Annotated in this window: 22 protein-coding genes; 9 read left to right on the forward strand and 13 right to left on the reverse strand. The window is 58.1% G+C overall.

Features of this window, described 5'->3' with window-relative positions; translation table 11 throughout:
- Nucleotides 1-6: 6 nt before the first annotated feature.
- From GSQ91_RS17105 to GSQ91_RS17125, 5 genes are all read right to left on the reverse strand, one after another.
- Nucleotides 7-1032: a 4-hydroxy-3-methylbut-2-enyl diphosphate reductase gene (locus GSQ91_RS17105; protein ID WP_158822971.1), complete on the reverse strand. Its 1026-nt coding sequence runs from the start codon at nt 1030-1032 to the stop codon at nt 7-9.
- A 609-nt stretch (nt 1033-1641) separates the two neighbouring features.
- A complete protein-coding gene (recN, locus tag GSQ91_RS17110; protein ID WP_158822972.1) occupies nt 1642-3333 on the reverse strand; it encodes a DNA repair protein RecN in 1692 nt (563 codons plus the stop codon).
- A 104-nt stretch (nt 3334-3437) separates the two neighbouring features.
- Entirely contained in the window at nt 3438-4019 is a 582-nt protein-coding gene (locus GSQ91_RS17115) for a hypothetical protein (protein ID WP_158822973.1), read from the reverse strand.
- Nucleotides 4020-4772: 753 nt separating this feature from the next.
- On the reverse strand, nt 4773-5408 hold the full coding sequence (locus GSQ91_RS17120) for a hypothetical protein (RefSeq protein ID WP_158822974.1): 636 nt from the start codon (nt 5406-5408) through the stop codon (nt 4773-4775).
- A 42-nt stretch (nt 5409-5450) separates the two neighbouring features.
- On the reverse strand, nt 5451-5867 hold the full coding sequence (locus GSQ91_RS17125) for a hypothetical protein (protein WP_158822975.1): 417 nt from the start codon (nt 5865-5867) through the stop codon (nt 5451-5453).
- Nucleotides 5868-6096: 229 nt separating this feature from the next.
- On the opposite strand from GSQ91_RS17125, the gene GSQ91_RS17130 reads away from it, so the two are divergent.
- The 6 genes from GSQ91_RS17130 to GSQ91_RS17155 all read left to right on the forward strand — a co-directional run bounded on the left by GSQ91_RS17130 (nt 6097) and on the right by GSQ91_RS17155 (nt 11465).
- A complete protein-coding gene (locus tag GSQ91_RS17130; RefSeq protein ID WP_158822976.1) occupies nt 6097-6876 on the forward strand; it encodes a MotA/TolQ/ExbB proton channel family protein in 780 nt (259 codons plus the stop codon).
- Between the two features lie 2 nt (nt 6877-6878).
- A complete protein-coding gene (locus GSQ91_RS17135) occupies nt 6879-7286 on the forward strand; it encodes a biopolymer transporter ExbD (protein ID WP_158822977.1) in 408 nt (135 codons plus the stop codon).
- 21 nt (nt 7287-7307) lie between these two features.
- Nucleotides 7308-8108, forward strand: a complete 801-nt coding sequence (locus GSQ91_RS17140; RefSeq protein WP_158822978.1) for a TonB family protein — start codon at nt 7308-7310, stop codon at nt 8106-8108.
- Between the two features lie 79 nt (nt 8109-8187).
- Nucleotides 8188-9528, forward strand: coding sequence for a Tol-Pal system beta propeller repeat protein TolB (gene tolB, locus GSQ91_RS17145; protein WP_158822979.1), 1341 nt, complete (start codon nt 8188-8190; stop codon nt 9526-9528).
- A 130-nt stretch (nt 9529-9658) separates the two neighbouring features.
- A complete protein-coding gene (locus tag GSQ91_RS17150) occupies nt 9659-10390 on the forward strand; it encodes an OmpA family protein (RefSeq protein WP_254064655.1) in 732 nt (243 codons plus the stop codon).
- A gap of 103 nt (nt 10391-10493) precedes the next feature.
- Nucleotides 10494-11465: a tetratricopeptide repeat protein gene (locus GSQ91_RS17155; RefSeq protein WP_158822981.1), complete on the forward strand. Its 972-nt coding sequence runs from the start codon at nt 10494-10496 to the stop codon at nt 11463-11465.
- Nucleotides 11466-11757: 292 nt separating this feature from the next.
- Here GSQ91_RS17155 and GSQ91_RS17160 read toward each other — a convergent pair whose 3' ends face one another.
- Together GSQ91_RS17160 and GSQ91_RS17165 are read right to left on the reverse strand one after the other, a co-directional pair.
- Nucleotides 11758-12612 carry a hypothetical protein gene (locus GSQ91_RS17160; protein ID WP_158822982.1) on the reverse strand — a complete coding sequence of 285 codons (855 nt, stop codon included), beginning with the start codon at nt 12610-12612 and terminating at the stop codon, nt 11758-11760.
- The gene (locus tag GSQ91_RS17165) at nt 12609-12914 is read right to left on the reverse strand and encodes a PadR family transcriptional regulator (RefSeq protein ID WP_158822983.1); all 306 of its coding nucleotides are present in this window, start codon (nt 12912-12914) and stop codon (nt 12609-12611) included. Before GSQ91_RS17165 ends, GSQ91_RS17160 begins: the two co-directional genes overlap by 4 nt.
- Before the next feature lie 51 nt (nt 12915-12965).
- On the opposite strand from GSQ91_RS17165, the gene GSQ91_RS17170 reads away from it, so the two are divergent.
- The 3 genes from GSQ91_RS17170 to GSQ91_RS17180 all read left to right on the forward strand — a co-directional run bounded on the left by GSQ91_RS17170 (nt 12966) and on the right by GSQ91_RS17180 (nt 16434).
- A complete protein-coding gene (locus tag GSQ91_RS17170) occupies nt 12966-13739 on the forward strand; it encodes an ABC transporter ATP-binding protein (RefSeq protein ID WP_158822984.1) in 774 nt (257 codons plus the stop codon).
- Complete coding sequence (locus tag GSQ91_RS17175; protein WP_158822985.1) at nt 13732-15381, forward strand: hypothetical protein; 1650 nt, start codon at nt 13732-13734, stop codon at nt 15379-15381. Before GSQ91_RS17170 ends, GSQ91_RS17175 begins: the two co-directional genes overlap by 8 nt.
- A 177-nt stretch (nt 15382-15558) precedes the next feature.
- On the forward strand, nt 15559-16434 hold the full coding sequence (locus tag GSQ91_RS17180) for a hypothetical protein (RefSeq protein WP_158822986.1): 876 nt from the start codon (nt 15559-15561) through the stop codon (nt 16432-16434).
- Between the two features lie 238 nt (nt 16435-16672).
- On the opposite strand, the gene GSQ91_RS17185 is transcribed toward GSQ91_RS17180, so the two are convergent.
- The 6 genes from GSQ91_RS17185 to carA all read right to left on the reverse strand — a co-directional run bounded on the left by GSQ91_RS17185 (nt 16673) and on the right by carA (nt 23331).
- Nucleotides 16673-17302, reverse strand: coding sequence for an FMN-binding negative transcriptional regulator (locus GSQ91_RS17185; RefSeq protein ID WP_158822987.1), 630 nt, complete (start codon nt 17300-17302; stop codon nt 16673-16675).
- A 73-nt stretch (nt 17303-17375) separates the two neighbouring features.
- Nucleotides 17376-18434 (reverse strand): dihydrodipicolinate synthase family protein, encoded by a 1059-nt coding sequence (locus GSQ91_RS17190; RefSeq protein ID WP_158822988.1) that lies wholly within the window; start codon nt 18432-18434, stop codon nt 17376-17378.
- 9 nt (nt 18435-18443) lie between these two features.
- Nucleotides 18444-21728: a carbamoyl-phosphate synthase large subunit gene (gene carB / locus GSQ91_RS17195; RefSeq protein ID WP_158822989.1), complete on the reverse strand. Its 3285-nt coding sequence runs from the start codon at nt 21726-21728 to the stop codon at nt 18444-18446.
- The gene (locus GSQ91_RS17200) at nt 21728-21991 is read right to left on the reverse strand and encodes a type II toxin-antitoxin system RelE/ParE family toxin (RefSeq protein ID WP_158822990.1); all 264 of its coding nucleotides are present in this window, start codon (nt 21989-21991) and stop codon (nt 21728-21730) included. Before GSQ91_RS17200 ends, carB begins: the two co-directional genes overlap by 1 nt.
- The gene (locus GSQ91_RS17205; RefSeq protein ID WP_158822991.1) at nt 21978-22190 is read right to left on the reverse strand and encodes a hypothetical protein; all 213 of its coding nucleotides are present in this window, start codon (nt 22188-22190) and stop codon (nt 21978-21980) included. The genes GSQ91_RS17200 and GSQ91_RS17205 overlap by 14 nt, the downstream gene beginning before the upstream one ends.
- On the reverse strand, nt 22183-23331 hold the full coding sequence (gene carA / locus GSQ91_RS17210; protein ID WP_158822992.1) for a glutamine-hydrolyzing carbamoyl-phosphate synthase small subunit: 1149 nt from the start codon (nt 23329-23331) through the stop codon (nt 22183-22185). Before carA ends, GSQ91_RS17205 begins: the two co-directional genes overlap by 8 nt.
- Between the last annotated feature and the right edge of the window lie 59 nt (nt 23332-23390).

Below are 23390 nucleotides of genomic sequence, written 5' to 3' on the forward strand. Positions count from 1 at the left end.
TCGTTTTTACGCTGTGGCGGTTCCCGCTATCGGTGGCGCAGAGGCGATAGCCTGCACAATCTCCGGGGGCAAACCGAAGCGAACATTTTCCGGCATAACCTCAACCTCTTCTACCGATCCGTATCCCTTGCCCTGCAGGTAGAGAACAACATCCTGTACAAGAATTTCAGGAGCGGAGGCTCCTGCCGTAATTGCAACCGTAGAGACGTTTTCGATCCACTCCGCACGAATATCTTCGGCCTTGTCGATGAGGTAGGAGTTCGTCCCCAGATTCTGCGAGACCTCGACGAGGCGATTGGAGTTCGAGCTGTTCCGCGAGCCAACCACCAGCACTACATCCGCACCATGAGCGACGTTCTTTACCGCTGTCTGGCGGTTTTCTGTGGCATAGCAGATGTCCTGCGCGTGCGGTCCAACGATGTTGGGGAACTTCTTCTTCAGCGCCTCGATCATGTAGCGGGCTTCGTCGAGGGAGAGTGTGGTCTGGGTGAGATACGCCACCTTGTTCGCGTCGGGCACCACCAGCGCCGCAACCTCTTCGACCGTCGAAACGACCTGTGTCACCGTTGGGGCTTCGCCCTGGGTGCCTTCTACTTCCTCGTGGTCGCGGTGGCCGACAAGGACGAGCGAATAGCCCTGTTTGGCGAACTTGATGGCCTCCACGTGAACTTTGGTCACCAGGGGGCAGGTGGCGTCGATTACTTTGAGCCCACGCTCCTTGGCACGCTCACGGACCGCAGGCGAAACGCCGTGGGCGGAGTAGATCACGCGTGCGCCCTCCGGCACCTCGTCCAGCTCGTTGACGAAGATTGCGCCCTTCTGGGCCAGATCGTTCACCACGTAGCTGTTGTGCACGATCTCTTTGCGGACATAGATCGGAGCGCCGAAGGTATCCAGCGCTATCTGCACAATATCGATGGCACGAACGACCCCCGCACAGAAGCCGCGAGGCTTCAGAAGCAGGACACGCTTTGCCGGGGTACCGGTTACGCTCTGGTTAATATCTTCGGGGGCAAGGGTGGAAGCATTCACACCCCTAAGTATACGCGTTTCCGCTAACGGACGCACCCGATTTGAACCATTCCCGGTGCAGTTCGGGGAGGCTGCAACAGGCTGTCCGGGCACAGGCAGAAATCAGGCTTCAGGCCGATCTCGCTGAAAAAGAGGGAGTAGCTGGGCCACCGAGGCTCCTACTCCAGCGAGGTTGGCAGCCGCCAGGATCCCGGGGAGCGCTGTAGCCAGTGGCGAGGACATGATGGGACGCACGGTGGCAAACAACAGGCGTTTCGCGGAACTCGGCGATTCAATCATGTACGGGCCCCTCGAAGCGGAAGCTACATCTGCCTAGACACAGGAAATCCCCGGCGGTTGCGCTACATTCACCGTTTCTTCAACAACGGACAGTTCGCGGGCTATCTACCCACAACATGAATGCTTGCAATCGCACTTCAGATCGGTGACCTTTTTGCTGTCTTCGCACATCTGGCAACAGAACTTCTTGCCGTCTGTACAAATGCATGAGCAGCTGGCGTGTCCACATTTTCTGGGTTCTGACATATCCAATCTCCTTGGGTGCGCCAGTCTATGAGTTAGAGCTGTCTGCCCAGTAGAGAGTTGCTTTCAGCCAGATTTAACGCGGGTTTAAACGCTGGATGCCAGCATCTGTTCCGCGTGGCGCAGCGAGGTTTCGGTGAGGCTTGCGCCGGAGAGCATGCGTGCAATCTCCTCGACACGCTCCGCACGCTCCATCTGGCGGACACCGGTCTGCGTTCTTCCGCGGCGTTCCGATTTCTCGATAAGGAAGTGCTGGTCCGCAAAGGCAGCAATCTGCGGCAGATGCGTGATGCAGAGCACCTGCTGGGCTCGCGACAGGGTCTTCAGCTTCTGCCCGACGGCTTCTGCCGCGCGCCCTCCGATGCCGATGTCAATCTCGTCGAACACCAGGGTTCGCGGCAGAGCTGTGCGCCGCCGCTTTGCCGCTGCGGCCGCGCCCTCTTCCACCGACACCTTGAGCGCCAGCATCACGCGGGACATCTCACCGCCCGAGGCGATCTCAGTCAGGGGTTTCTGCGGCTCGCCGGGATTGGTCGCGATGCGGCACTCGACGCTGTCCCAACCGTATGAGGTCCACGCGGTAGGAGCGCTGTCCGGGGTTACATCGACCGCAAATCGCGCCTGCATGGCGAGCTCGTTGATCTGCCGCTCCGCTACTTTGCCCAGTTTCCGCGCAGCCGCTACACGTTCCTCGCTCAAGCTCTTCGCCGCAGCTTCATAGGCCTTCGCCGCAGCGGCAAGTTGGGCATCGAGCTCGCGCAACCGGGCGTCGCGGTTTTCCAACTCCGCCAGCTTCCCGGCTACCTCAGCGCCAAAGCTCATGACTTCGCCCAGCGTCGCACCATACTTGCGTTTGAGGCGGTCCAGCGCAGCGAGGCGGTCCTCGATCTCGCCCAACCGTTCGGGCGAAGCGGATATCTCACCGGCAAACTTGCGCAGCGTTGCCGTCGCATCCTCGACACCAGCCTTAGCCGAGGCAAGCTGCTGCGCCGTCTCGCGGAACTGCTCATCGAAGCGCGCAAGGTCTTCTACGTGGCGCAGCGCAGCTCCCAGCAACGACTCCGCCGAGGTTTCGCCTTCGTAGAGCAACTCCTGTGCGGCGTTCGCACCAGTCAGAAGCCGTTCGGAGTTGGCCAGCACACGCTTTTCAGCTTCCAGCCGGGTGTCTTCTTCGGCATCGGCGATGCCCGCGGTCTCAATCTCGCGGGACTGAAAACTCCACAGATCAGCGAGACGCAGGCGATCCTGTTCGGCGCTGCGCAGCTCCTCGATCTGGGTGCGAAGGCCTCGCCATACCTCGAAGGCTTTTGTTACCTCTTCAGAGCTGAGGTCACCGAACCGGTCCAGCAGAAGCCGCTGCTGTTCAGCGTCAAAGGCGGTCAGGGTCTCCGACTGCGCGTGGACCAGAGCCAGCTCCGGCGCAAGCTGCCGCAGGACAGCGACCGTCGCCGGCTGGTTGTTGATGAACACACGGCCTTTGCCGTTCGCGCCAATCTCACGGCGCAGGAGAATCTCATTGGACTCGGGATCGATGCCGTTGCGTTCGAGAATGGCGTCGGCTCCTGGCGTCGACTCGAAGACGCAGCCCAAGACAGCCTTCTCGGCGCCAAAACGCACGAGATCGCTGGATGCTTTGCCGCCCAGCAGCAGGACAAGGGCATCGATCAGGATGGACTTGCCAGCTCCGGTTTCACCCGTAAGCAGGTTCAGGCCGTGGCCAAAGACCGCGACCGCGTGGTCGATAACGGCGTAGTTTTCTGCGCGCAGTTCCAGCAGCATCGGAGTCTCTCGTCTCCGAGAGCATAACAGGGGGCGAAGGAAAAGCGCATCAACATGGTCGATGGTTTTCAACTTCGGCTGATTCCGTCTACAGACTGAGAAGCTTATTTCGCTGGCGCTGAACACGAAGCTGGGGCCACCCAGTGGCCGCTGCCAGTGTAGACATGCTTCACAGGGTGAGTGTAGAAGTGACTGCTCACAGTCAACTCGTCCTCATAATGATCGTCGCCGTGCAATGTAAACAGATGCACAACCCTGACCTCGCCACCGCGTGATGTACCCAGAGCGCCGCTAAACCTGTATCGCCCGTCCGGGAGCTGCCATACCCAATTTTTAAACGAAATAATTTCATCAGGAAAAACACGGCCGAGGTTCTCTGTAGAGGGATTCCACGGGAAAAAATATTCATATAGCGAGTCAGGACAGAGTTTCTGACGAACAGGTCCATACACAACCTGCGTACCCCGATAGAGACTGATTTCCCAGGTCCCGGGTTTTAACGGCATCAGGTCAACTTGATGCCCGGCAGCAGATGTGCCGTGGTTCGTGGACGGCGTGCGGCCAGCCTGCAACTCCACGCTGGTAGAACCCCGCGGTACAGGTGAACCCTGTAGGCCAGCACCAAAAGCGGTAAATACAGCTACGGTGACAGCCACTGGCCACCGGATTTTTTTCATGCGTCTCATCAGTCACTCCACGGCTCAGTCGTTGTCTCCCAGTTTAGAAGGGAGTCAGTCCGCTTTGGGATTTTAGACAGCCGCCTAACCAGAACCCCGTTCGGTCTAGCTACGATGAGCCGTTCTTTCTTGCTCGGGGGGGGGGACCGCAGCACCCAAGTCCAGCCCTGAGAGTCTACTTAGACGGGACCGGACACGGAGCCACCCAGTGACCATTGCCAGAGTAGACGTGCTTGACTGGATGAGTCCTTGCGTGAAAGGTAGCAGTCACCACATCGTCGTAATGATCGTCACCATGTAACGTAACAAGATGCACATAGGTGACATCGCCGCCGAGTGTCATAGTTACACCGCCAAAAACTCGGTATCTCCCATCTGCGAGTAGCCTGGCGTAATCTGGCACAGACACCATTTGAAGAATCTCCTGTCCGAGATTCTCTGTAGCAGGATATGACGGGAAGGGCGACGTAGGATAGGTAGACATCGGGTAGGTATCTGGACATATCTCAACTCGACCATACGGCGCATTCACAGATTGCGTCCCTTGAAAAACAGTCTGCTCCCAAAACCCCCTCTTGAGCGGTATAACGTCAATCCAATTCCTCGAAGAAGATGCTCCGTTTCGCACATGGGGGGTGGGGGTTACCTGTTGTTCAGAGCCAGCAGCGCTTCGAGCGCTGAGCGCATCGCTTGCGGTGGTACCAAGGGAAGCACCTACGGCCAAGATAATCACAGACAAGCAATTTTTCATATATCTGGTCATCATCCACCCCACGGCACAGTTGCTGTTTCCCAGTTGGGCACTAGGTAGGAGTTGAAATGCCATTTGCGTGTAACTGAGTCTAGTTCCAGCGCCAGCCGTCCAACCAGAAGCCCTTTCGGTATCGCCGCAGCCTCTACGGTGACCAATACTTTCCCGGCCTTAACAGCGGCACCGACGTAGTTAACACCGGCTTCCCGCGTCACCGTCATGACGAAGCGGTTCCAGTCATCCGCGTTATTATCGCTTGTAATTTCAACGCAGCCCAGAGTTCCTGAGCTTTGGCCTTTGGGTGGCCCCTCGTGAATATAGACCTGATCGCTTCGGATACGGAAGCCACCTGGCACGCCATTGCCCTGTCCGACGCTATGAGGCGCGTAGATACCATTCCACTCCGATACGACCTCCGACTGAGAGACTAGTCCTTCGTCACATTTGCGGTGCGGATCCCAGGGACGTTCAAAATGTCCACGAAAGCCAAACCGGATCGCCTGGAAGACACGACTTTCATTGACACGGACTTCATACGTGGGAACCCTGTAGAGTGGATATTCGTCCTTAGTAGCTCCGTGCTCGTAAGGACGAACGATCGCTGCGCCCGCGATTTTTCCAGTTACGCGAACTCGAACCACTTTCATGGCACACCCATCTGTTGCACTGAACCCTGGCTGCTTTGTTGGTCAGTTCCCCAAAGTGACGTCCAGGAGTTGCTTCTCATCCAGCTTAGGCTGGAGTTGTATATGCAAGGTGTGATTCGAGCCTGAACCACTGGTGGTGGTGAAGCTGCTCACCCAACCTTCGAAGTTGTACGTCATGATGGCATCCTGCCGAAGCTCATCACGCCAGTACTCAATTTTAATGGGCTTCACTTTGTCCCGGGTCACGCGATTGGCGAGATCGAACAGTGCGCTGACAACGGTGAATGGAACCGCATCGTTGTCGTGAATGTCCACCGTTAGATCGACAATCATGCGTACGCTCCCCATCATCGGCATGCCCATATCGTCATGGTGTGTAGAGATGCCGACTTGTGAGGAAAGAGCGTTGAATTTAAGATCGCCGATTGTCACGGTCGTGATGGAAGAGGGATCAGCCATGGGATTAAAGTCCTACCACATAGTGCGACGCGGTACCGTGAACTCTTTTCCAATAGCAAGATGAGCTTGAAGCGGCAAGCTAAGGGCAGTTCCGAGCCCCTATGGAGCGGATGACGGGGCCACGTTTGATGACATACCCTACGCTGATCGCCGTCCCCGCGGAACTCTGAACTGGTACCTGCCTGGGTACACCCAGCCCCCACAGCCCAAGTACACTAAGACAGACGCTATGACTGTGCTCACACTCGCTCTTTTCCTGCAGGACGCCACACCCGACCAGCTGGCCACCCCGCCGGTCGCCACGCAATCCAGCGCGCTCACGGAGATGCTGCACAACAGCGGCCCGATGGCCTTTACCGTACTGGGGATTCTCCTCCTGGCCAGCATCTTTTCCTGGGCCATCATGCTTTCGAAGTGGCGTAGCTTCAAATCAGCCGAGAAGCAGAGCCGCCGATTCGTCAAGGCCTTTCGCAAGTCGGGACGGTTGAGCGAGATCGCGGCGGTGGCCGACCAGTTCCGCCCCAGCCCCTTCGTCTCGGTCTTCCATGAGATTCACGACGAGTACATGCGGCAGAGCGGAGGCCGCGGCACCCCCCCCAATCCGCAGGCGATGGAACGCGCTGCGCAGACCGCCTCCAGCGAAGCGGTCACTGTCATGGAACGCCGTATGACCTGGCTCGCAACTATCGCGCAATCCGCCACCTTCATAGGCCTATTCGGAACGGTGATGGGCATCATCAACGCGTTTCATGGGCTCGGAACCGAAGGTGCCGCGACACTGCGGGCAGTCGCTCCGGGTATCAGTGAGGCTCTTATTACGACTGCCGCCGGCCTGGTGGTCGCCGTCCCCGCGCTTATCGGTTACAACCAGCTCACGGCGCGGCTGCGCGAGTTCGCGGCCCGCTCCGACGACTTCGGTCGCGAGCTGCTGAACGCCATCGAAAACGCTGCGCTCATCCCTCCGGCCGCACCGCCGGTTCAGGAAGAGCTTCTCCGGAGGACGCGCTAGCCATGGCCTTCTCTTCCAGCGGACGCACGCAGACGGCGCTTGCCGACATCAACATCACGCCCCTGGTGGATGTCGTGCTCGTGCTGCTGCTCATCTTCATGTTGACCGCGCCAGTGCTGCAAAGCGGCATCGTGGTCGCCGTGCCGCAGACCCGCAGCGTGAACCAGCTCACGGAAGAACACACCGTCATCACCATCGACAAGGACCAGAACGTCTTCCTGCAGGACAAGCCGGTGAACATCCACGACCTGGCCGCACAGCTGGGTTCGACACCGAAGAACACCAAGCGCGTCGTCTACGTCCGCGCCGACCAGAAGGTCCCCTTCGGCTCGTTTGCCTCCGTGATGGATGCCGTCAAACAGGCAGGCATCACGAACATCAGTATCGTGACGCAGCCGATCGAAAAATAGCTAACAAAAGACTGAAGAATCATGAGCACCTACGCCACCACGAGCGATGAACAGGACGACCGATTCGGCAGCGGCGTTGCCGGAGCGATCCTGCTGCACGTCGCGGTTGTCTGCGGGCTTGCCGCAGCGGTGTTTATTGAACACATCCGCAACCCCCATTGGGGCGAAGACACCTCCTCCGTCGGAGCGATTCAGGCGTCGATCGTCTCGGCAATTCCCTTGCCTCCCAAAGCTGCGCCGGTGAAGGATTCGGTGCTGGCGTCGGAGGATGTCACCCCCGCGCCCAAACCGCCGCCCAAAGAGGCTACGCAGCCTCCCCCCAAGCCCACCGATGTGCTGATCAAGACGAAGACGCCGCCCAAGGTCGTTCCCAAAACCGCACCGATCCCAACGCCGGTGCCGCCCAAGCATGCACAGCCGACCCCGGAGACCCCCAAGGCGGCAAGCGGCGATGCGGCGACACAGCTGCCGCAGTCGGTATCGCAGCTGAAAAACGGCACGGCCGCCCTGACCGTTCAGAATCGGGTCTTTGGCAATCGCTATGCGTATTACCTGCGGATTGTGGCCAGCAAGGTCAATGAGAGCTATGCTTCCTCCTCGAGTGAAGCTGATCCTCGCGCTTCCATGAACAAGAGCGTGACGGTGCTCTTCGACATTCAGCGGGACGGCTCTGTCGCCAACCTGCACCTTGAAAACCGGAGCGGTTCTTCCACGCTCGATACCGCCGCACTGCGTTCCATTCAGCGCCTGGACAACTTTCCACAGCTTCCGGAGGGCGATCACATCACGATTGAGTACAAGTTTGACTACCGCCAACAGTGATTGATCGAGGATTGATCATCATCCAAACCACTATTAACGCTGAATTTGCGTCTACCATTACAGAAGAATGATTGGAACTATGACATCCATCCTTGCTGGAAAAAAATTTGGCATCTTTGCCCTTCTGTCTGCGTTGATCTCGATATCGCCTGCAATGCGCGCCCAGGATGATCCGTTCCACCTGGAAACCAGCGCCGGCGCCAATCGCATCCGCATCGCCGTCGCCGACTTTAAACCGCAGAGTGGCGATGCCGGCAGCTTCAAGCACACCTTCGACACCACGCTCTTCGCCGATCTCACGGCAGCGGGCATCTTCGACATGGTCTCCAAAGACATGACCCCGCAGAGCACTCCGGGAACTCCTGCCGAGATCAACCTCGGGCAATGGTCGGCAGCCCCGGCCAGCGCGGCGATGGTGGCCTTCGGCAACCTGGGCGTGGCGAATAGCCGCATCGTCGTCAATGGCTTCCTCGACGACGCCAAGAACGCGCAGTTCCCGCAGGTCTTCGCCAAGCAGTACAACGAAGCGGCCAGCGACGACAGCGCACGGCAGATCGCCCATCGCTTCGCGGATGAGATCATCTCCCGGCTCGGCGGCGTCACCGGCATCGCCGAGACGAAGATCTACTACGTCAAGGTCCTCGGCGGCAGCAAAGAGATCTGGGAGATGGATTACGACGGCTCCAACCAGCATGCGATCACGCATCTGGGGGCGATATCGATCTCACCCCGCGTCTCGCCGGACAACTCCCGGCTGGCCTTCAGCTCGCTCGGCAAAGACGGCTTTCAGATCAAGATGTACTCCCTGCTGCTGGGCCGCCTCGTGAACTTCACCTCTGCTGGTGGAACGAACGTATCGCCGGCATGGGCTCCAAACGGTTCACAACTGGCCTTTTCTTCCTCTCGCACCGGCGACCCCGAGATATGGGTCTCCGATCCGGAGGGTCGTGTGGCGCATAAGATCACCAGCTTCGCCGGCCCGGATGTTTCGCCGACGTGGAACCCTAAGACCGGCGGGCAAATCGCGTGGATCAGCGGCCGCACCCACCTGCCGCAGCTATACATCATGGATGCCGACGGCTCCGGCGTGCAGCGCCTTACCGATGGCGGCTATGCGACGTCTCCTTCGTGGTCGCCTAACGGACAGTTCCTCACCTTCGCGTGGGATCGCAAGTACGGCCCAGGCGCTCCCGGTGGCCAGGACATCTACATCATGGAGATCGCCACCAAGCGCTGGATTCAACTGACCCACGATAGCGGGCCATGCGACTTCCCTTCATGGTCACCCGATGGCCGCCATATCGTCTTTGCGAATGGCAGTGGCAGCCGCGCGCGGATCATGTCCATGCTGGCAGATGGAACACAAAAACGGGCCCTGACAGGCTCCGGGGCGGACATGCCGAACTGGAGTTGGAAGTAGAATTTAGATAGTATCGTTATACGACATTCTCTGCCGAGTCCTTGACTTTGGCGGAAAGTTTATGAGTACACACGCTTTACAGAGAAAGAGGACGACAATGATCTCACGTCAGTCAATGACTTGGAAACCGATGATTTTGGGCGCCGCGTTCGCGCTCCTCGCAGTTACAGGCTGCCACCACGACCACGCGTCCGGGATTCCTGCCAATGCGGGTGCACCTATGACATCGGGACTTCCTGCGCCGACCGCCAGCCTTACCGCTGATCCACCGTCGATCGACCTCGGTCAGTCGGTAGTGTTGAACTGGCGCACGACCAACGCCAGCAGCGTCACCATCGAAGGAATCGGCCCTGTGCCCGTCAATGGTACGCAGACTGTTTCGCCTTCGAACTCGACCAACTTCCACCTCATCGCCAAGGGTGACGGAGGCGAAACCGAGGCCAATGTGCGTGTGACTGTGCGCGTGCCTGTCGTTCCCAGCACGCCTGATAACGGAAACGGAGACATGGGCTCCGAGGCCGCCTTCCACCAGAACGTGCAGGATCTGTTCTTCGACTATGACAGCTTCGATCTGCGGCCCGATGCCCAGTCTTCGGTGACGAATGCGGCCAGCTATCTCAATGCGCATCCGGCGATCAAGGTTCTGATCGGCGGCTACTGTGATGACCGTGGCTCGGCCGAGTACAACATCACACTCGGCGAAAACCGCGCCAACGCCGCCAAGACAGCACTGCTCGCTGCAGGTGTTCCTGCCAGCCGCCTGCGTGTCGTCAGCTACGGCAAGGAGAAGCAGTTCTGCAGCGAAGAGAACGAACAGTGCTGGCAGCAGAATCGCCGTGCACAGTTCAGCCTCGACAAATAACCAACCCGGCAAAGCCGCGCAGGCTTGCGATTTACCTCCCTGCGCGGCTACTGTCGTTAACGAAGACTTTTGACTTAATCTCAAACTGCGGAGACTGCCTCACATGTTCCTTTCCTCACGCCCTATACGCTTCGCCGCCGTGGCCCTGCTCTTTGCAGGGCTTTCGAGTCTGCCCGCCCATGCTGTGAGCAAGGACATGATCCAGTTGCAGACGCAGATCCAGCAGTTGCAGGACGCTGTCGCGCGCCTGCAGCAGTCCAACGACGAACGCATGGGTGTGATGAAAGACCTCGTCCAGCAGACCGCCGACGCCGTGAACAAGATGTCGGTTGCCGTAAACGGCATGGGACTGAAGCTGCAGAACCAGCAGGATGCGATGGGGGCGAAGTCCGACCAGCTCTCCGGACAGGTCCAGTCGCTGAATGACACGCTCGACGAGTTGAAGGCCCGCATGGCGCGGATGGAGAAGGTGCTGACCGATATTCAGAGCCAGCAGCAGTCGACCGCCGCCGTTCTCGGCAATCTGCCGCAGGCAAGTGGTGCACCGGCTGGCGCAAACTCCCAACCGGCAGCCCCGGCAGCCGCACCGAGCGACAACAGTGCGCCCTCCGACCAGCCTGCCGCGCCTATTACCAGGCCCAATGCAAAGCCAGCGGCCGGAGATCCGCCGTCTGACGCGCCTCCTGTCGCCGACATGTATCGTTCAGCCTACAGCGACTACATGGGAGCGAAGTACTCGCTCGCATCGTCCGAGTTCGACGATCTCATCAAGGCCTATCCGGATGACAATCTTGCGGGCAATGCCTACTTCTATATCGGCGAGATCAATATAAAGACGCAGAAGCCCACTGCCGCCGTGAAGAGCTACGACCATCTGCTCGAGCGCTATCCGGACAATGCCAAGATTCCAGCTGCGCACCTGCACAAGGGCGAGGCCCTGCTCGCCATGAAGCAGAATGATGCCGGCGTTCGCGAGTTGCGTGCGTTGATCCAGCGCTTCCCGACGTCTCCCGAAGCCTCACAGGCCCGCAGCAGACTCAATGGGATGGGCGTGCCGATTACGCCGAGGCATTAGGGCATTTTTGCGAGTAGCGTAATGTACCAATGAACCACCCCAGAATTGTCATCTCGACCGGAGCATGATGGTTTTATCGTCATGCGGAGTGGAGAGACCTGCAGGTTGCGTGCTCAGGCGACAGTGCCGGTACAAGCAAGCTGCAGGTCTTGACGCAGAGCGCGCCACAAACATCTGTATCACGCTCTGCAACCTGCAGGTCTCTCCACTACGGCGCGAAAAGACGCGCCTCCGGTCGAGATGACAATTTTGAGGTGATCCGCTCTTACATCACACTAACAATGAAACAGGCCTACGCGCTTGCAGCCTGATCCCAACCAGGATCTTGCTCCACCCATTGGCTAGCCTGGCACCAACTGGTTTCCATCTCTGGAATGCTAAGCATGCCGTGGCCTTGCTTGCAGATAAGCTCGCTACCATTCCACTCGAGGAGATTGTGCGAAGGCCGGCCTACGCGTGCGGGTGTGGCGAGGGAGCGAAGGCACTGCTTGCAGCGTTGTTCCCGATCGTGGAAGGCCCACCGCAGGCCGATGAGCGCGAAGATGACGGAGAACAGGATCTGCAAGAGCTCCGACGTATACGGCAAGGGCATGCGGATGGGCATGCAAACATCCACACTCAACAGAAAAGCGGAAGCCAGAACAATTGTCGTCTTTGCGGTGAAGAAGAGCTGTCGCTTGATCCAGTAGATCTTTTTCCCTGCGGTATTTTGTTCAAGATGTCTGTGCGAGGCAGTGGAGAAGGTAACAAAGGCCACCAGAGGCGTTTCAAAGAGGAAGCGCTTGAACTGGACACCGAGATTGAGGCTGAACGAATGCCAGCTGCCACTAAGAATCAGCCCGAGCAGAACGGAGAGCAGGCATAGTCCCAGAAGTGAGCCCAGGCAAAGAATAGCTGTCCCACTGAAGGCGCGTCTCCAGCTATCGGTGCGAAGCCAGACGGCGTCACAGGTGAGACCGACAGAAAGATCGGCGATGAGACTGAAGGTCCGAGAGGGACGATTGCGGCTGCGGTTGTAAACATGCCAGAGCTCAGCTTGCCAGGTATCGAGCCACTCTTCCCGTTTGGAAGAGGGCACGGCTTTTTCAACAGTGCGCAGGAGAATGCGATCGAAGAGCGGCAGAGGCGAGGGGAGTCCGTGGCTCATGAGTGCTTCTCCGGAACAAGACGGGCGAGGAGTGGATATCTCTGGGTGGCAGCCAGCGCGGCTGCTTTGCCTTCGCGCGTGACCTCATAATAACGGCGTGCCGGACGCTGGTTTGACGCGGCTTCTTCTTCAGGTTCCCACTTGGAGACAACGAGCTCGTCCCGCTCGAGACGGCGGAGCGCAGGATAGACGGTGCCGCTGGGCAGGCCAGTCACCTCCATGACATCGAAGCCGAAGCAGTAGCCGAGGCTAAGTGACTTGAGGATAAGGGCCGCGCTATGGGAAAGACGAGGGGTACTCATAAACTATGTAGTATGCTATCACAAAGTAGTGTACTACATAGGGTGACGGTCATGTTGGAACTCAAAAATGTGTCGAAGAGCTATCGCAGTATCCCTGCCGTGGAAGATGTGAGCTTCGTTCTCCGAGAGGGCGAGGTTCTGGGATATCTGGGCCCGAACGGGTCGGGCAAATCAACAACGGTGAAGATGGTGATCGGGCTGATTCAGCCGACGAAAGGAAAGGTTCTCTTTGGAGGAAGGAGTATCCATGACGATCTGGCGTCGTATCGGGCACAGCTTGGGTATGTACCCGAAGAGGCACAGGTGTACACCCATCTTTCAGGGCTGGAATATCTACAGCTGATCGGGCGGCTGCGTGGGATGCAGGAGGGCCTGATCGAGCGCAAGGCGCGAGAGCTGCTGCAGCTGCTGTCGCTGGAGGCGGCGCAGTACTCGGCGTTGTCGGACTATTCGAAGGGGATGAAGCAGCGGGTGTTGATTGCGGCAGCACTGCTGCATAATCCGAAGCTGATTGTCTTCGACGAGCCGCTGTCGGGGCTGGATGCCGTTTCGGCTCGACTGTTCAAAGACTTGTTAGTCCTGCTGGCACGCGAGGGAAAAGCCATTCTCTACATCTCGCATGTGCTGGAGGTGGTGGAGCGGGTATGTGACCGCGTGATCGTGCTGTCCAAAGGCAAGGTGGTTGCCGACGCTGCGCCGCGCGATCTGACCCGGTTGATGGAGCTGCCGACGTTGGAAAGAGTATTTGCGCAACTGGTGCAGCAGACGGACACTGAGCAAGTAGCGCGAGAGATGGTGAACACCATGAAGGTGCAACATGGATGACAGATACGGTGAGTTCCGCATGCTGGTCGAACATTTCTTCCGGCGCTTCTTCGACAACGACACCATCCAGGTGGATGGGGATACGCAAACCACGGTAGTGCGGGCTCTTTCGATTGTGGCCATGCCGGGGCTGACGTATGCGTTCTTTCTGCAGAACCAATATCCGCGGCCCCTATGGGGTGAGATTGGTGACCACTACTTTTTCGTGATGCTTTCGTTTGTGGTGATGGGAGCGGTGTCGATCTTTGAGTGGGAGATGCTGTTTCCCGACCGGCTGGATTTTCTAGTTCTGTCGCCGCTTTCTTTGAAGCCGATGCAGATGCTGGCGGCGAAGGCGGCGGCGTTGATCGGTTTCTTGGCGCTGTTTCTGGTTGCGTGCAACATATTAGCGACATGGTGGTTGCCGGCGATAAGCAGATTCGATTTCTTCCGGCATGTATATGCACACGGAGCAGCCGTGCTGCTGGCGGGAGTGTTTGCGGCACTGTTTTTTCTGGCGCTGGGTGGAGTGTTGCTTTGCGTGCTGGATGCTGCGCGGTTTCGCCTGATTTCGCCGATCATGCAGATGCTGTCCGTGATGCTGTTGGTGCTGCTGATACTGCACTATGTTCAATATGGCGATTCGATGCAGACACTACTATCGGAGCCACTGAAGGCTGCACGGTGGCTCCCGCCGCTCTGGTTCTTAGGCGTATACGAACAGCTGCTTCACGGAGATGCCGCACAGCCGTTCGCGCGCGAGATGGCACAGTATGCGATTCGCGGAACAGTGACAGCAGCGTTGGTGGTCCTGCTGACGTATCCGATGGCGTGGGCACGGATGCGCAGGATATCCATAGAGGGCGGCTCACGCAGACAGGGGCCGCCATCGCGGTGGTGGACTCGGCTGGTGCATGGGGTGATTCGGCGTCCGGGAGAACGCGCGGCGTTTCACTTTATCGGGCAGACGATGGCACGAAACAACCGCTATCAGGTGTATTTGGCGATGTACGGTGGAACAGGCCTCGCACTCGCTGTAGCGTGCGCGGTGAGGTTTCGCGCGAATGGTGGGAGTCTTCAACCGGTGCTCTTCGATGAGGGGCTGCATGCGATGATGCCTCTCCTGTTGTTCTGGGTGATTGCCGGATTGCACACGGCTTTTGCGTTTCCGCTGAATCTGCCAGCTAGATGGGTCTTTCGGATTACGGGGGTAAACGTCAGCGAATGCGCGGCCGCGGCGCGCAAGTGGGCGTTTTTGTGCGCCGCGAGTGTGATGGGTTGCATTGTGGCTGTCTTGCGTGTGGCGGGATGGGATATGCGGCACATGGTGGTGCAGATCGTGTGCGGTCTATGCCTTTGTCTCCTGCTGACGGATGGATTCTTCTTCTTTCAGCAGAGCGTGCCGTTCAACCAGCCGAGGATGCCGGGGAGGACTAACTTCCCGTTGATGCTCACGCTGTATATAGGAGTGCTTACACCGTTCATCTTCGGCATGATTCACCTGGAGATACTGCTGGAGAAGAATCTGGCAAAGCTTCTGCTACTGGTACTCACGTCTATCGCGATTCACGTTGCCCTGGGTGTGCTGCGCAGAGGGTCCGAGGAGGTCGAAGAAGAGATGGAGGGATATGAGGGAGAGTTTCAAGTGCTGGGTCTTAGTTGAGAGATAGTACGTATCTCCTGCAGGACGAAGCCGGACATTCAAGGTAGAGCCAGGACGTGCCATCAAACTGCTCCTGGAGATAAAGATTGAGCCGTGCAAATAGACTCCCGTGGCAAGACCCGGAAGTAGAATTCCATTAGTCATTTCGGTCGCATCCTGCTGGAGAAGGAGAGATCAATGGGTCGTTTTTTAACAACCTTCCTAATAACGGGGGCATTACTCCACAGCGGAATCGCCCAGTCTCAGAGTAAGAAAAGCGCCGAGATATCGAGCATAAAGGAAAACGGTGCGTTTCAGACTGATCAGGTGACGAGCCCGTCCGGGCAAGTTGGAAAATTGCCCGCGAAACAATGGCGGGAGATTATTGAAAACCACGGAACGAGCCCAATAACAGCCCTACACGCAACCTTTCGCTGTCGCAGTGCTCAAAATGCCGCACAATATGATCTCACTCCGCTTCACGATTCTCTAGCAAATTACGGCCATGATTTTCCTATCCCGCCGAGTGGCAGTATCGAAATCGCCGCTACAGACCCTTCTGTATGTCCCGGCGGTGTGGACGCCGTCATTTTTGCAGATGGCCGCAGCGAAGGTGACCTACGACAAGTCAAGGATATATATCTGTCCCGGCGTGGTATCTACGAGGAGCTTGACGAAATCATCGCCCAATTCAATTCGATTGCGACGCAGGGGGAGACTCTACAGCAGGCATTAGGGGTCTTAGAAAAGCGTTCTAAGTCGCTTTCAGTTCAAAACAATAGTGACATTGGGAACCTGGCCGGTTTTGGCCTTTATGCTGGACCAGAACCTCGTGACCTTTCCGAGTTTTTGGGTAGGATGAGGGCTCTTTCCGTTGCGGAATTGAGATTAAAGCATCAAAGCAACTGGCAAGCTCCGTCGGATTTCACAGCAAATCGACAACCGAGTATCAAGAAGGTTATGGAAACAGAGCACGTTCCACGTACCCAAGCACACGCAATTGTGGTCGGTAAGAAGCTTCAAGAGTGGAAGGCCGATCTTGAGGGTAATACGGAACCTCCTAAGGGACAATGACGTAGTTGTCATAACGTGATGCGTTCTTTCTGGAGACCCTGGGAAATGAAGTTCGATGTTTTGACGCAGATCTTCAATCTCTATGGGGCCACCATGGCCTCAAGCGCGTCGTGCTTTTGAGGCTCTTTAACCGAGGGGACTTTGCCCGCAGCCTGTGAAACCGTGCCCTTCCGCTCCATGCCTCAACAAACTGTTTGCACAGTTCGACCGGACTCCAACAGCAGTTTGATGACACGCCCTAGATCTTTTCGACAAGGGCTTTCATCGCAAGGCTCTCAGGTGTATCGAGTGAGTCGAGACCGTCGATCACGGCCTCGCGGTCGCGCTCATTGCGGTTCTGACTTACCTTCCACTTGCCCTCAAGCCGCCGGATCGGCAGTTCAAGCCCGACGATGCCATTCAGCAATGTCCGGATATACGCCTCTGGGGCGTCGCTAACCTTCCATGGAATCGGTGACGCTGCTTCGTGGATATCGGTCAGGCTGTTAAGGTGCTTCAGCAGCCAGTCGGCATCTTGAATCACCTTCAGTAGGCCGTAGGCATGGACGACCGCATAGTTCCAGGTCGGGACTTCTTTGCCGTGCTCGTGCTTGCCCGGATACCAGGAGGCCGAGATGTAGTGCTGCGGCCCGGCGAAGATGGCGAGTGCATCGACGTCCGGCGTCAGGTCACGCCACTGCGTATTGGCGCGGGAGATGTGCCCCCTCAACACGCCAAACTCGGAACCGTCCGCTTCAAGCACCATCGGAATATGCGATGCAAAAAGACCGGAGGCATTCATCGTCACCAGCGACGCAAGCGGATGAGCTTGTATCAACGCGTGGATGACGGGAATCCGCTTCTCTTCATTCGCCTTCGGAATGTACATGGACCCTCCACTCGTCGCAGCGATACAGGGGCTTCAGCTCGCAGCCTGTCATCGCCCCATCAGTGAACTCAGTCTAGTTTCGCAGCTCGCGTAAGGCTTCTTCTACCTGCAGGCGCTGCTCTGCATTCAGCGGCAGGCGCGGCAAGCGAGGCGAGCCTCCGTAGTAGCCATTCAGATCACAGCCATACTTGATACCTGCAACGCCAAACTTGCGCATCAGCTCATCCGCTGCACGAAGCCGCTTTGCCTTCTCGGCAGACAACGCCGGATCGCCGTCCTTGAAAGCCGCAAAGACCTCATGGCAAGCCTGCGGAGAACACGCAGCCAGCCGAGGCAATGCACCTGGGACGCCAGCCTCCAATAGAGTCAGCAGACCGGCTACCTCTCCAGCAGCCATCACCTGAAATCCAACTGTCTTTGTGCGCGTCTTGATCGCTGCCTTCGGCGTCGCAACAGCCAGAGCTGTTCCTCCACCAAGCGATTCGGCTGAAACAAAGGTTGCAGGACCCTCGCTCTCCGGCACGATCATCCGACGCGTTACCGGTGCGAAAACCGTCGTCACCTTCACGTCGCGACGTACATGCGTTGTAGCGTCAGCAATTGCACGATAGCGCTCGACTGTCAGGTCCGCATCGTAGAGTCCGATGATGTTGGTATGCTCCGCCAGCGTGGTCAACAACTCCACCGGAAGTTGACGGGACGGAGCTGCAGCATTGCTCCAGAGCAGCACGGGAAGCGGCGAGGCATCGGCAACGGCGCGGAAGAAAAGGGTTAGCTCCTCGTCGGACAGCACGCTGTGCGGAGCTGCAAGCAGAACGGAGTCGAAGCCCGCACGTTCCGCGCTTTCAGCGATCGCTACGGCAGTGCGAACACTGTCCTTCGCGATACCCGCGATCAGCACCTTCTCACGCGCCGCCGATTGACCAACAGCCTGCAGCGCCTCGTTCGTCTCCTCATCGGAGAGTGCGCTGGCTTCGCTGCCCGGTCCAAGTACGACTAATCCCGCAGCCGGGGTCAGCGAGTAGCGACCGGCATTGTGCTCCAACTTGCGCAGATAGCTGCCGCCATCGCGATAGAAAGGCACCGTCAGAGGTATATGAATTCCGTCGATCAACATAGCTTCACCCAACATCCCGCGGCTCTAGGCCGTCACCGCTTCATTCTTACGAGATGCGTGCAATGCCTGCAACGACTCGACGTGATACTCACCCTTTTGCAGGGCCTCTATTCCATCGGCGGCGGCTCGTGCAGCAGCTAGCGTGGTGATCGTAGGAACGCGGCCTATCACCGCAGCGCGGCGAATCGCCTGCTCGTCGAAGACACTCTCCAAACCGCGCGGCGTGTTGATCACAAGCTGAATGCGGTCGCTCTTGATGAGATCGACGGCGTTCGGCCTGCCTTCCTTCACGTTGTAGACCCGCTCGACCTTTAGCCCGGAGAGTTCAAGCACCTCGGCTGTGCCGTGCGTCGCCACCAGATGGAAGCCCATCTCCACGAAGCGTCGCGCCAGCGTTGCGACAGATTCCTTGTCATGCTCATTCACGCTGAAGAAGACGGTACCCTCGCGTGGAAGATGCAGGCCGGCCGCGGTCTGGGCCTTTGCGAAGGCCTCGCCGAAGGTAGTGGCTACTCCCATCACTTCGCCGGTTGAGCGCATCTCCGGCCCGAGAACAGGATCGACGCCCTGGAACTTGCCCCACGGGAAGACCGGTGACTTTACAAAAAAGTGTTCGCCTGTGCCGAGATCGCGTCCACTCGCCAGCTCCGCCGGAAGCAGCTCGCGCAGCGTGCGGCCGGTCATCAGGCGCGAGGCTACCTTCGCGAGTTGAATGCCTGTCGCCTTGGAGACGTACGGCACCGTGCGCGAGGCACGCGGATTCACTTCAATCACGAAGACCTTGCCACGCTGAATCGCAAACTGCAGATTCACGAGGCCGATCACATTCAATGCCAGCGCGAGCTGTCGTGTGTAGCTGCGAATGGTGTCGAGCACCTCCGCCGAGAGATCAACCGCCGGCAACACACACGACGAATCGCCCGAGTGCACGCCTGCCTCTTCGATGTGCTGCATGATGCCGGCGATAAGGACGTCCTTGCCGTCGCACAGCGCATCGACATCGACCTCCTGCGCATCTTCGAGGAAGTGGTCGATGAGCACCGGCCGCTCCTGCGAGTACTCGATCGCCGTCGTCATATAGCGGACGACCGCTTCGTCGTCATACGCAATCACCATCGCGCGTCCACCGAGAACATACGAAGGCCGCACGAGCACCGGATACTCCACGGTTCGTGCACCGGCAAGCGCCTCTTCCACGCTCGTCGCCATCGCGCCCTGAGGCTGAGGAATGCCGAGCTCCGTAATCAACTTGCCGAACCGCTTGCGGTCTTCAGCGAGGTCGATCGACTCCGGCGACGTGCCGATGATGGGCACACCGGCAGCCTTCAGCGGCAGCGACAGGTTCAGCGGAGTCTGCCCACCGAACTGCACGATCATGCCGATTTCAGCACCGGACGAAGCCTCGTGCTCGTATACCGCGAGCACATCTTCAAATGTCAGCGGCTCAAAATAGAGGCGGTCGCTGGTGTCATAGTCCGTCGAGACTGTCTCAGGATTGCAGTTGACCATGATGGTTTCGTAGCCATCCTCACGCAGAGCGAAGGCTGCGTGGCAGCAACAGTAGTCGAACTCAATGCCCTGCCCGATGCGGTTCGGTCCGGAGCCGAGGATGATGACCTTCTTCTTGGTCGTGGGAGCAGCCTCGTCCTCTTCGTCGTAACAGGAGTAGAGGTAAGGCGTGAAGCTTTCGAACTCGGCCGCGCAGGTGTCGACGAGCTTATACACCGGGCGCACGCCAAGCTTCTCGCGCAGTGCACGAACCTGCGCCGTTGCGTCTTTGCCATTGAGGCCAAATGCCGCAGCCAGTCTCTCGTCCGACAGCCCCATGCGCTTGGCCGAGTGCAGCTCAGGCGCGTCGAGAGCGATGCCCTTGCCTGCAACCGACTTCAGCTCCTCAGCGATCTGCTTCATCTGGTGCAGAAACCAGGGATCCATGCCCGTGAAGTGCGCGACATCGCGCACACTCATGCCACTGTCGAAGGCGTAGCGTAGATAGGCGAGACGCTCAGGGTGCGGCGTTACGAGACGCTGCGTCAGGCGGCGCGGATCGATGGTGTCCGCACTGCCCTTCTTGCCCGTCTCAAGCGAGCGTACAGCTTTCATCAGTGCTTCTTTGAAGGTGCGGCCGATAGCCATCACTTCGCCGACGGACTTCATCTGGGGACCGAGAATCTCATCGGCGCCAGGGAACTTCTCGAACTGCCACTTCGGAATCTTCACGACGACATAATCGATCGTCGGCTCGAAGCAGGCGGGCGTGGCCTTCGTAATGTCGTTCTGCAGTTCGTCGAGCGTGTAGCCAACGGCGAGGCGAGCGGCGATCTTGGCGATAGGAAATCCTGTCGCCTTCGACGCCAGCGCCGACGAGCGCGAGACGCGTGGGTTCATCTCGATGACCGTCATGCGACCGTTCTGCGGATTCACCGCGAACTGCACGTTGCTTCCGCCGGTCTCCACACCGATCTCGCGGATGACGGCAATGGCCGCATCGCGCATCACCTGATACTCGCGATCGGTCAGCGTCTGTGCGGGAGCGACGGTGATGGAGTCACCTGTGTGTACGCCCATCGGATCGAAGTTTTCAATCGAGCAGATGATAATGACGTTGTCCTTGAGGTCGCGCACCACCTCAAGCTCATACTCTTTCCAGCCAAGCACGGACTCTTCGAGCAGGCACTCATGCACCGGCGAGAGATCCAGACCACGCGACAGAATCTCCATCAGCTCTTCGCGGTTGTAGGCGATGCCTCCGCCCGATCCGCCCAGCGTAAAGCTCGGACGGATGACCACCGGGAAGCCCAGCTTCGCGGCGAACTCAATGCCATCGCGAATGTTGTTCACCAGCATCGACTTCGGCATGTCGAGGCCGATCTTGTTCATCGCGTCTTTGAAGAGCAGGCGGTCTTCGGCCTTCTTGATGGCCTCCAGCTTGGCGCCGATGAGTTCGACTCCATACTTTTCGAGCACGCCAGCGTCGGCGAGATCGACCGCCAGGTTGAGCGCTGTCTGTCCGCCAACGGTCGGCAGTACGGCAAATACGCCCTTTTTGCCCGCCATCATCTCGACTTCGACGCGGAGGATCTCCTCGACGTAGGCAAGCGTCAACGGCTCAATATAGGTGCGGTCGGCAAGCTCGGGGTCGGTCATGATGGAGGCCGGGTTCGAGTTAACCAGCACCACCTCATAACCCTCAGCCTTGAGAGCTTTGCAAGCCTGGGTGCCGGAGTAATCAAACTCGGCCGACTGGCCAATAACAATCGGCCCGGAGCCGATAACTAGAATCTTCGCGATGTCGTTTCTACGTGGCATTACCGGTATACATCTCCCCTGTGCCCTACTTCGAGCACAAGCACAACAAGTTTGCCTTCCTGAATGTCACAGATGGCCCTGTAGTCGCCTATACGGAATCTCCACAGGCCGCGTAATGGCCCGGCAAGTGTTTCTGCCAGGCTCTTTGGTGTGGGATGATTCGAAACCCGTTCACGGAAAAATTTGAGAATCCGCTCGCGTTCCGGTTTGTTCAACCGCAGCAAATCTTTTTCGGCGAGATCCGAATACTCAACTCGCCACATTGGATCGGCGTTCCATCTCTTCCTGAGAAATCGAGTACTTCATTGTTGATAAAGCGCGTATACCGGCAGCATAGTCTTCTCTGTCTTCGAGCCAACGCATCACAACTTCGCGTACAAGGAAGCTCTCGCTAACATGCTGCTCCTCGGCCGCCTGACGCACACGATCTTCAACTTCAGGGTCAAACTGGACTTCAACCATGGTCTTCCCCTTTCCACTCTTCCATCATCTTACGGAAGTCCCGGAACAGATAATGCGAATCATGCGGCCCGGGACTTGCTTCGGGGTGGTACTGCACGCTGAACATCGGGTCTGTCTTGTGCTTCAGTCCAGCGAGCGTATCGTCATTCAAATTCACGTGGGTCACAGTGACATCATCGGGCAACGACTTCGGATCAACGTTGAAGTTATGGTTCTGCGCCGTGATCTCGACTTTGCCTGTTTCAAGGTTCTTGATCGGATGGTTGCCGCCGTGGTGCCCAAACTTCAGCTTGTAGGTCTTGCCGCCAAGCGCCAGCCCGAACAACTGATGCCCCAGGCAGATGCCGAACAACGGCTTCTTGCCCTGCAGATCACGGATGTTCTGCTGCGCGTATTCCAGCGGCTCGGGATCGCCGGGGCCGTTCGAGAAGAAGATGCCGTCCGGCTCCATCGCCAGTACATCGGCTGCGGAGGTCTTCGCCGGCACTACCGTTACGCGGCAGTTCTCGCGAGCGAGCATGCGCAAAATGTTCTGCTTGATGCCGTAGTCGTACGCCACCACATGAAGTTGCCCGGTAGCGTTCGGATTGGCGGAGGGTAGCAGGAAGTCGCCCGTCGCATTGCGTGGCTCCGTCGAGTCCCAGGTATAAACCGTCTTCGTCGAAACGACGCTGGCCAGATCGGTGCCATCCATCTTCTTGTGCGCTTTGGCCTTGGCAACGAGCGCAGCCGGATCATCGACCGCTGTCGAGATGACTCCACGCATCACGCCATTGGCGCGCAGATGCCGCACAACGGCTCGCGTGTCGATCTCTCCGATCACAGGAACGCCGTTGCGCTCCAGGTACTCGTCGGCGACCTCCGTGGAACGCCAGTTCGAGCTTACCGGTGAGAACTCGCGGACGACCAGTCCCTCGATGTAGGGGCGAGAAGCCTCCGCATCCGAAGGTGACGTTCCATAGTTGCCAATGTGGGGATTGGTTAGAATGACGATCTGCCCCGCGTACGAAGGATCTGTGAAGATCTCCTGGTAGCCGGTCAGAGATGTGTTGAAGACGACCTCACCAACGCGTTCGACGTGCGAACCGTATGCCTTACCGCGAAAGAGGCGCCCGTCTTCTAGGGCGAGAATTGCTTGCATTGACTCTCCCAAGAGAGTGGATTTTAACGATTTTATCAGCCTCCGGGGTGCATAAACGA

It is taken from the genome of Granulicella sp. S156, assembly GCF_009766105.1.
Taxonomy (GTDB): Bacteria; Acidobacteriota; Terriglobia; order Terriglobales; family Acidobacteriaceae; genus Granulicella.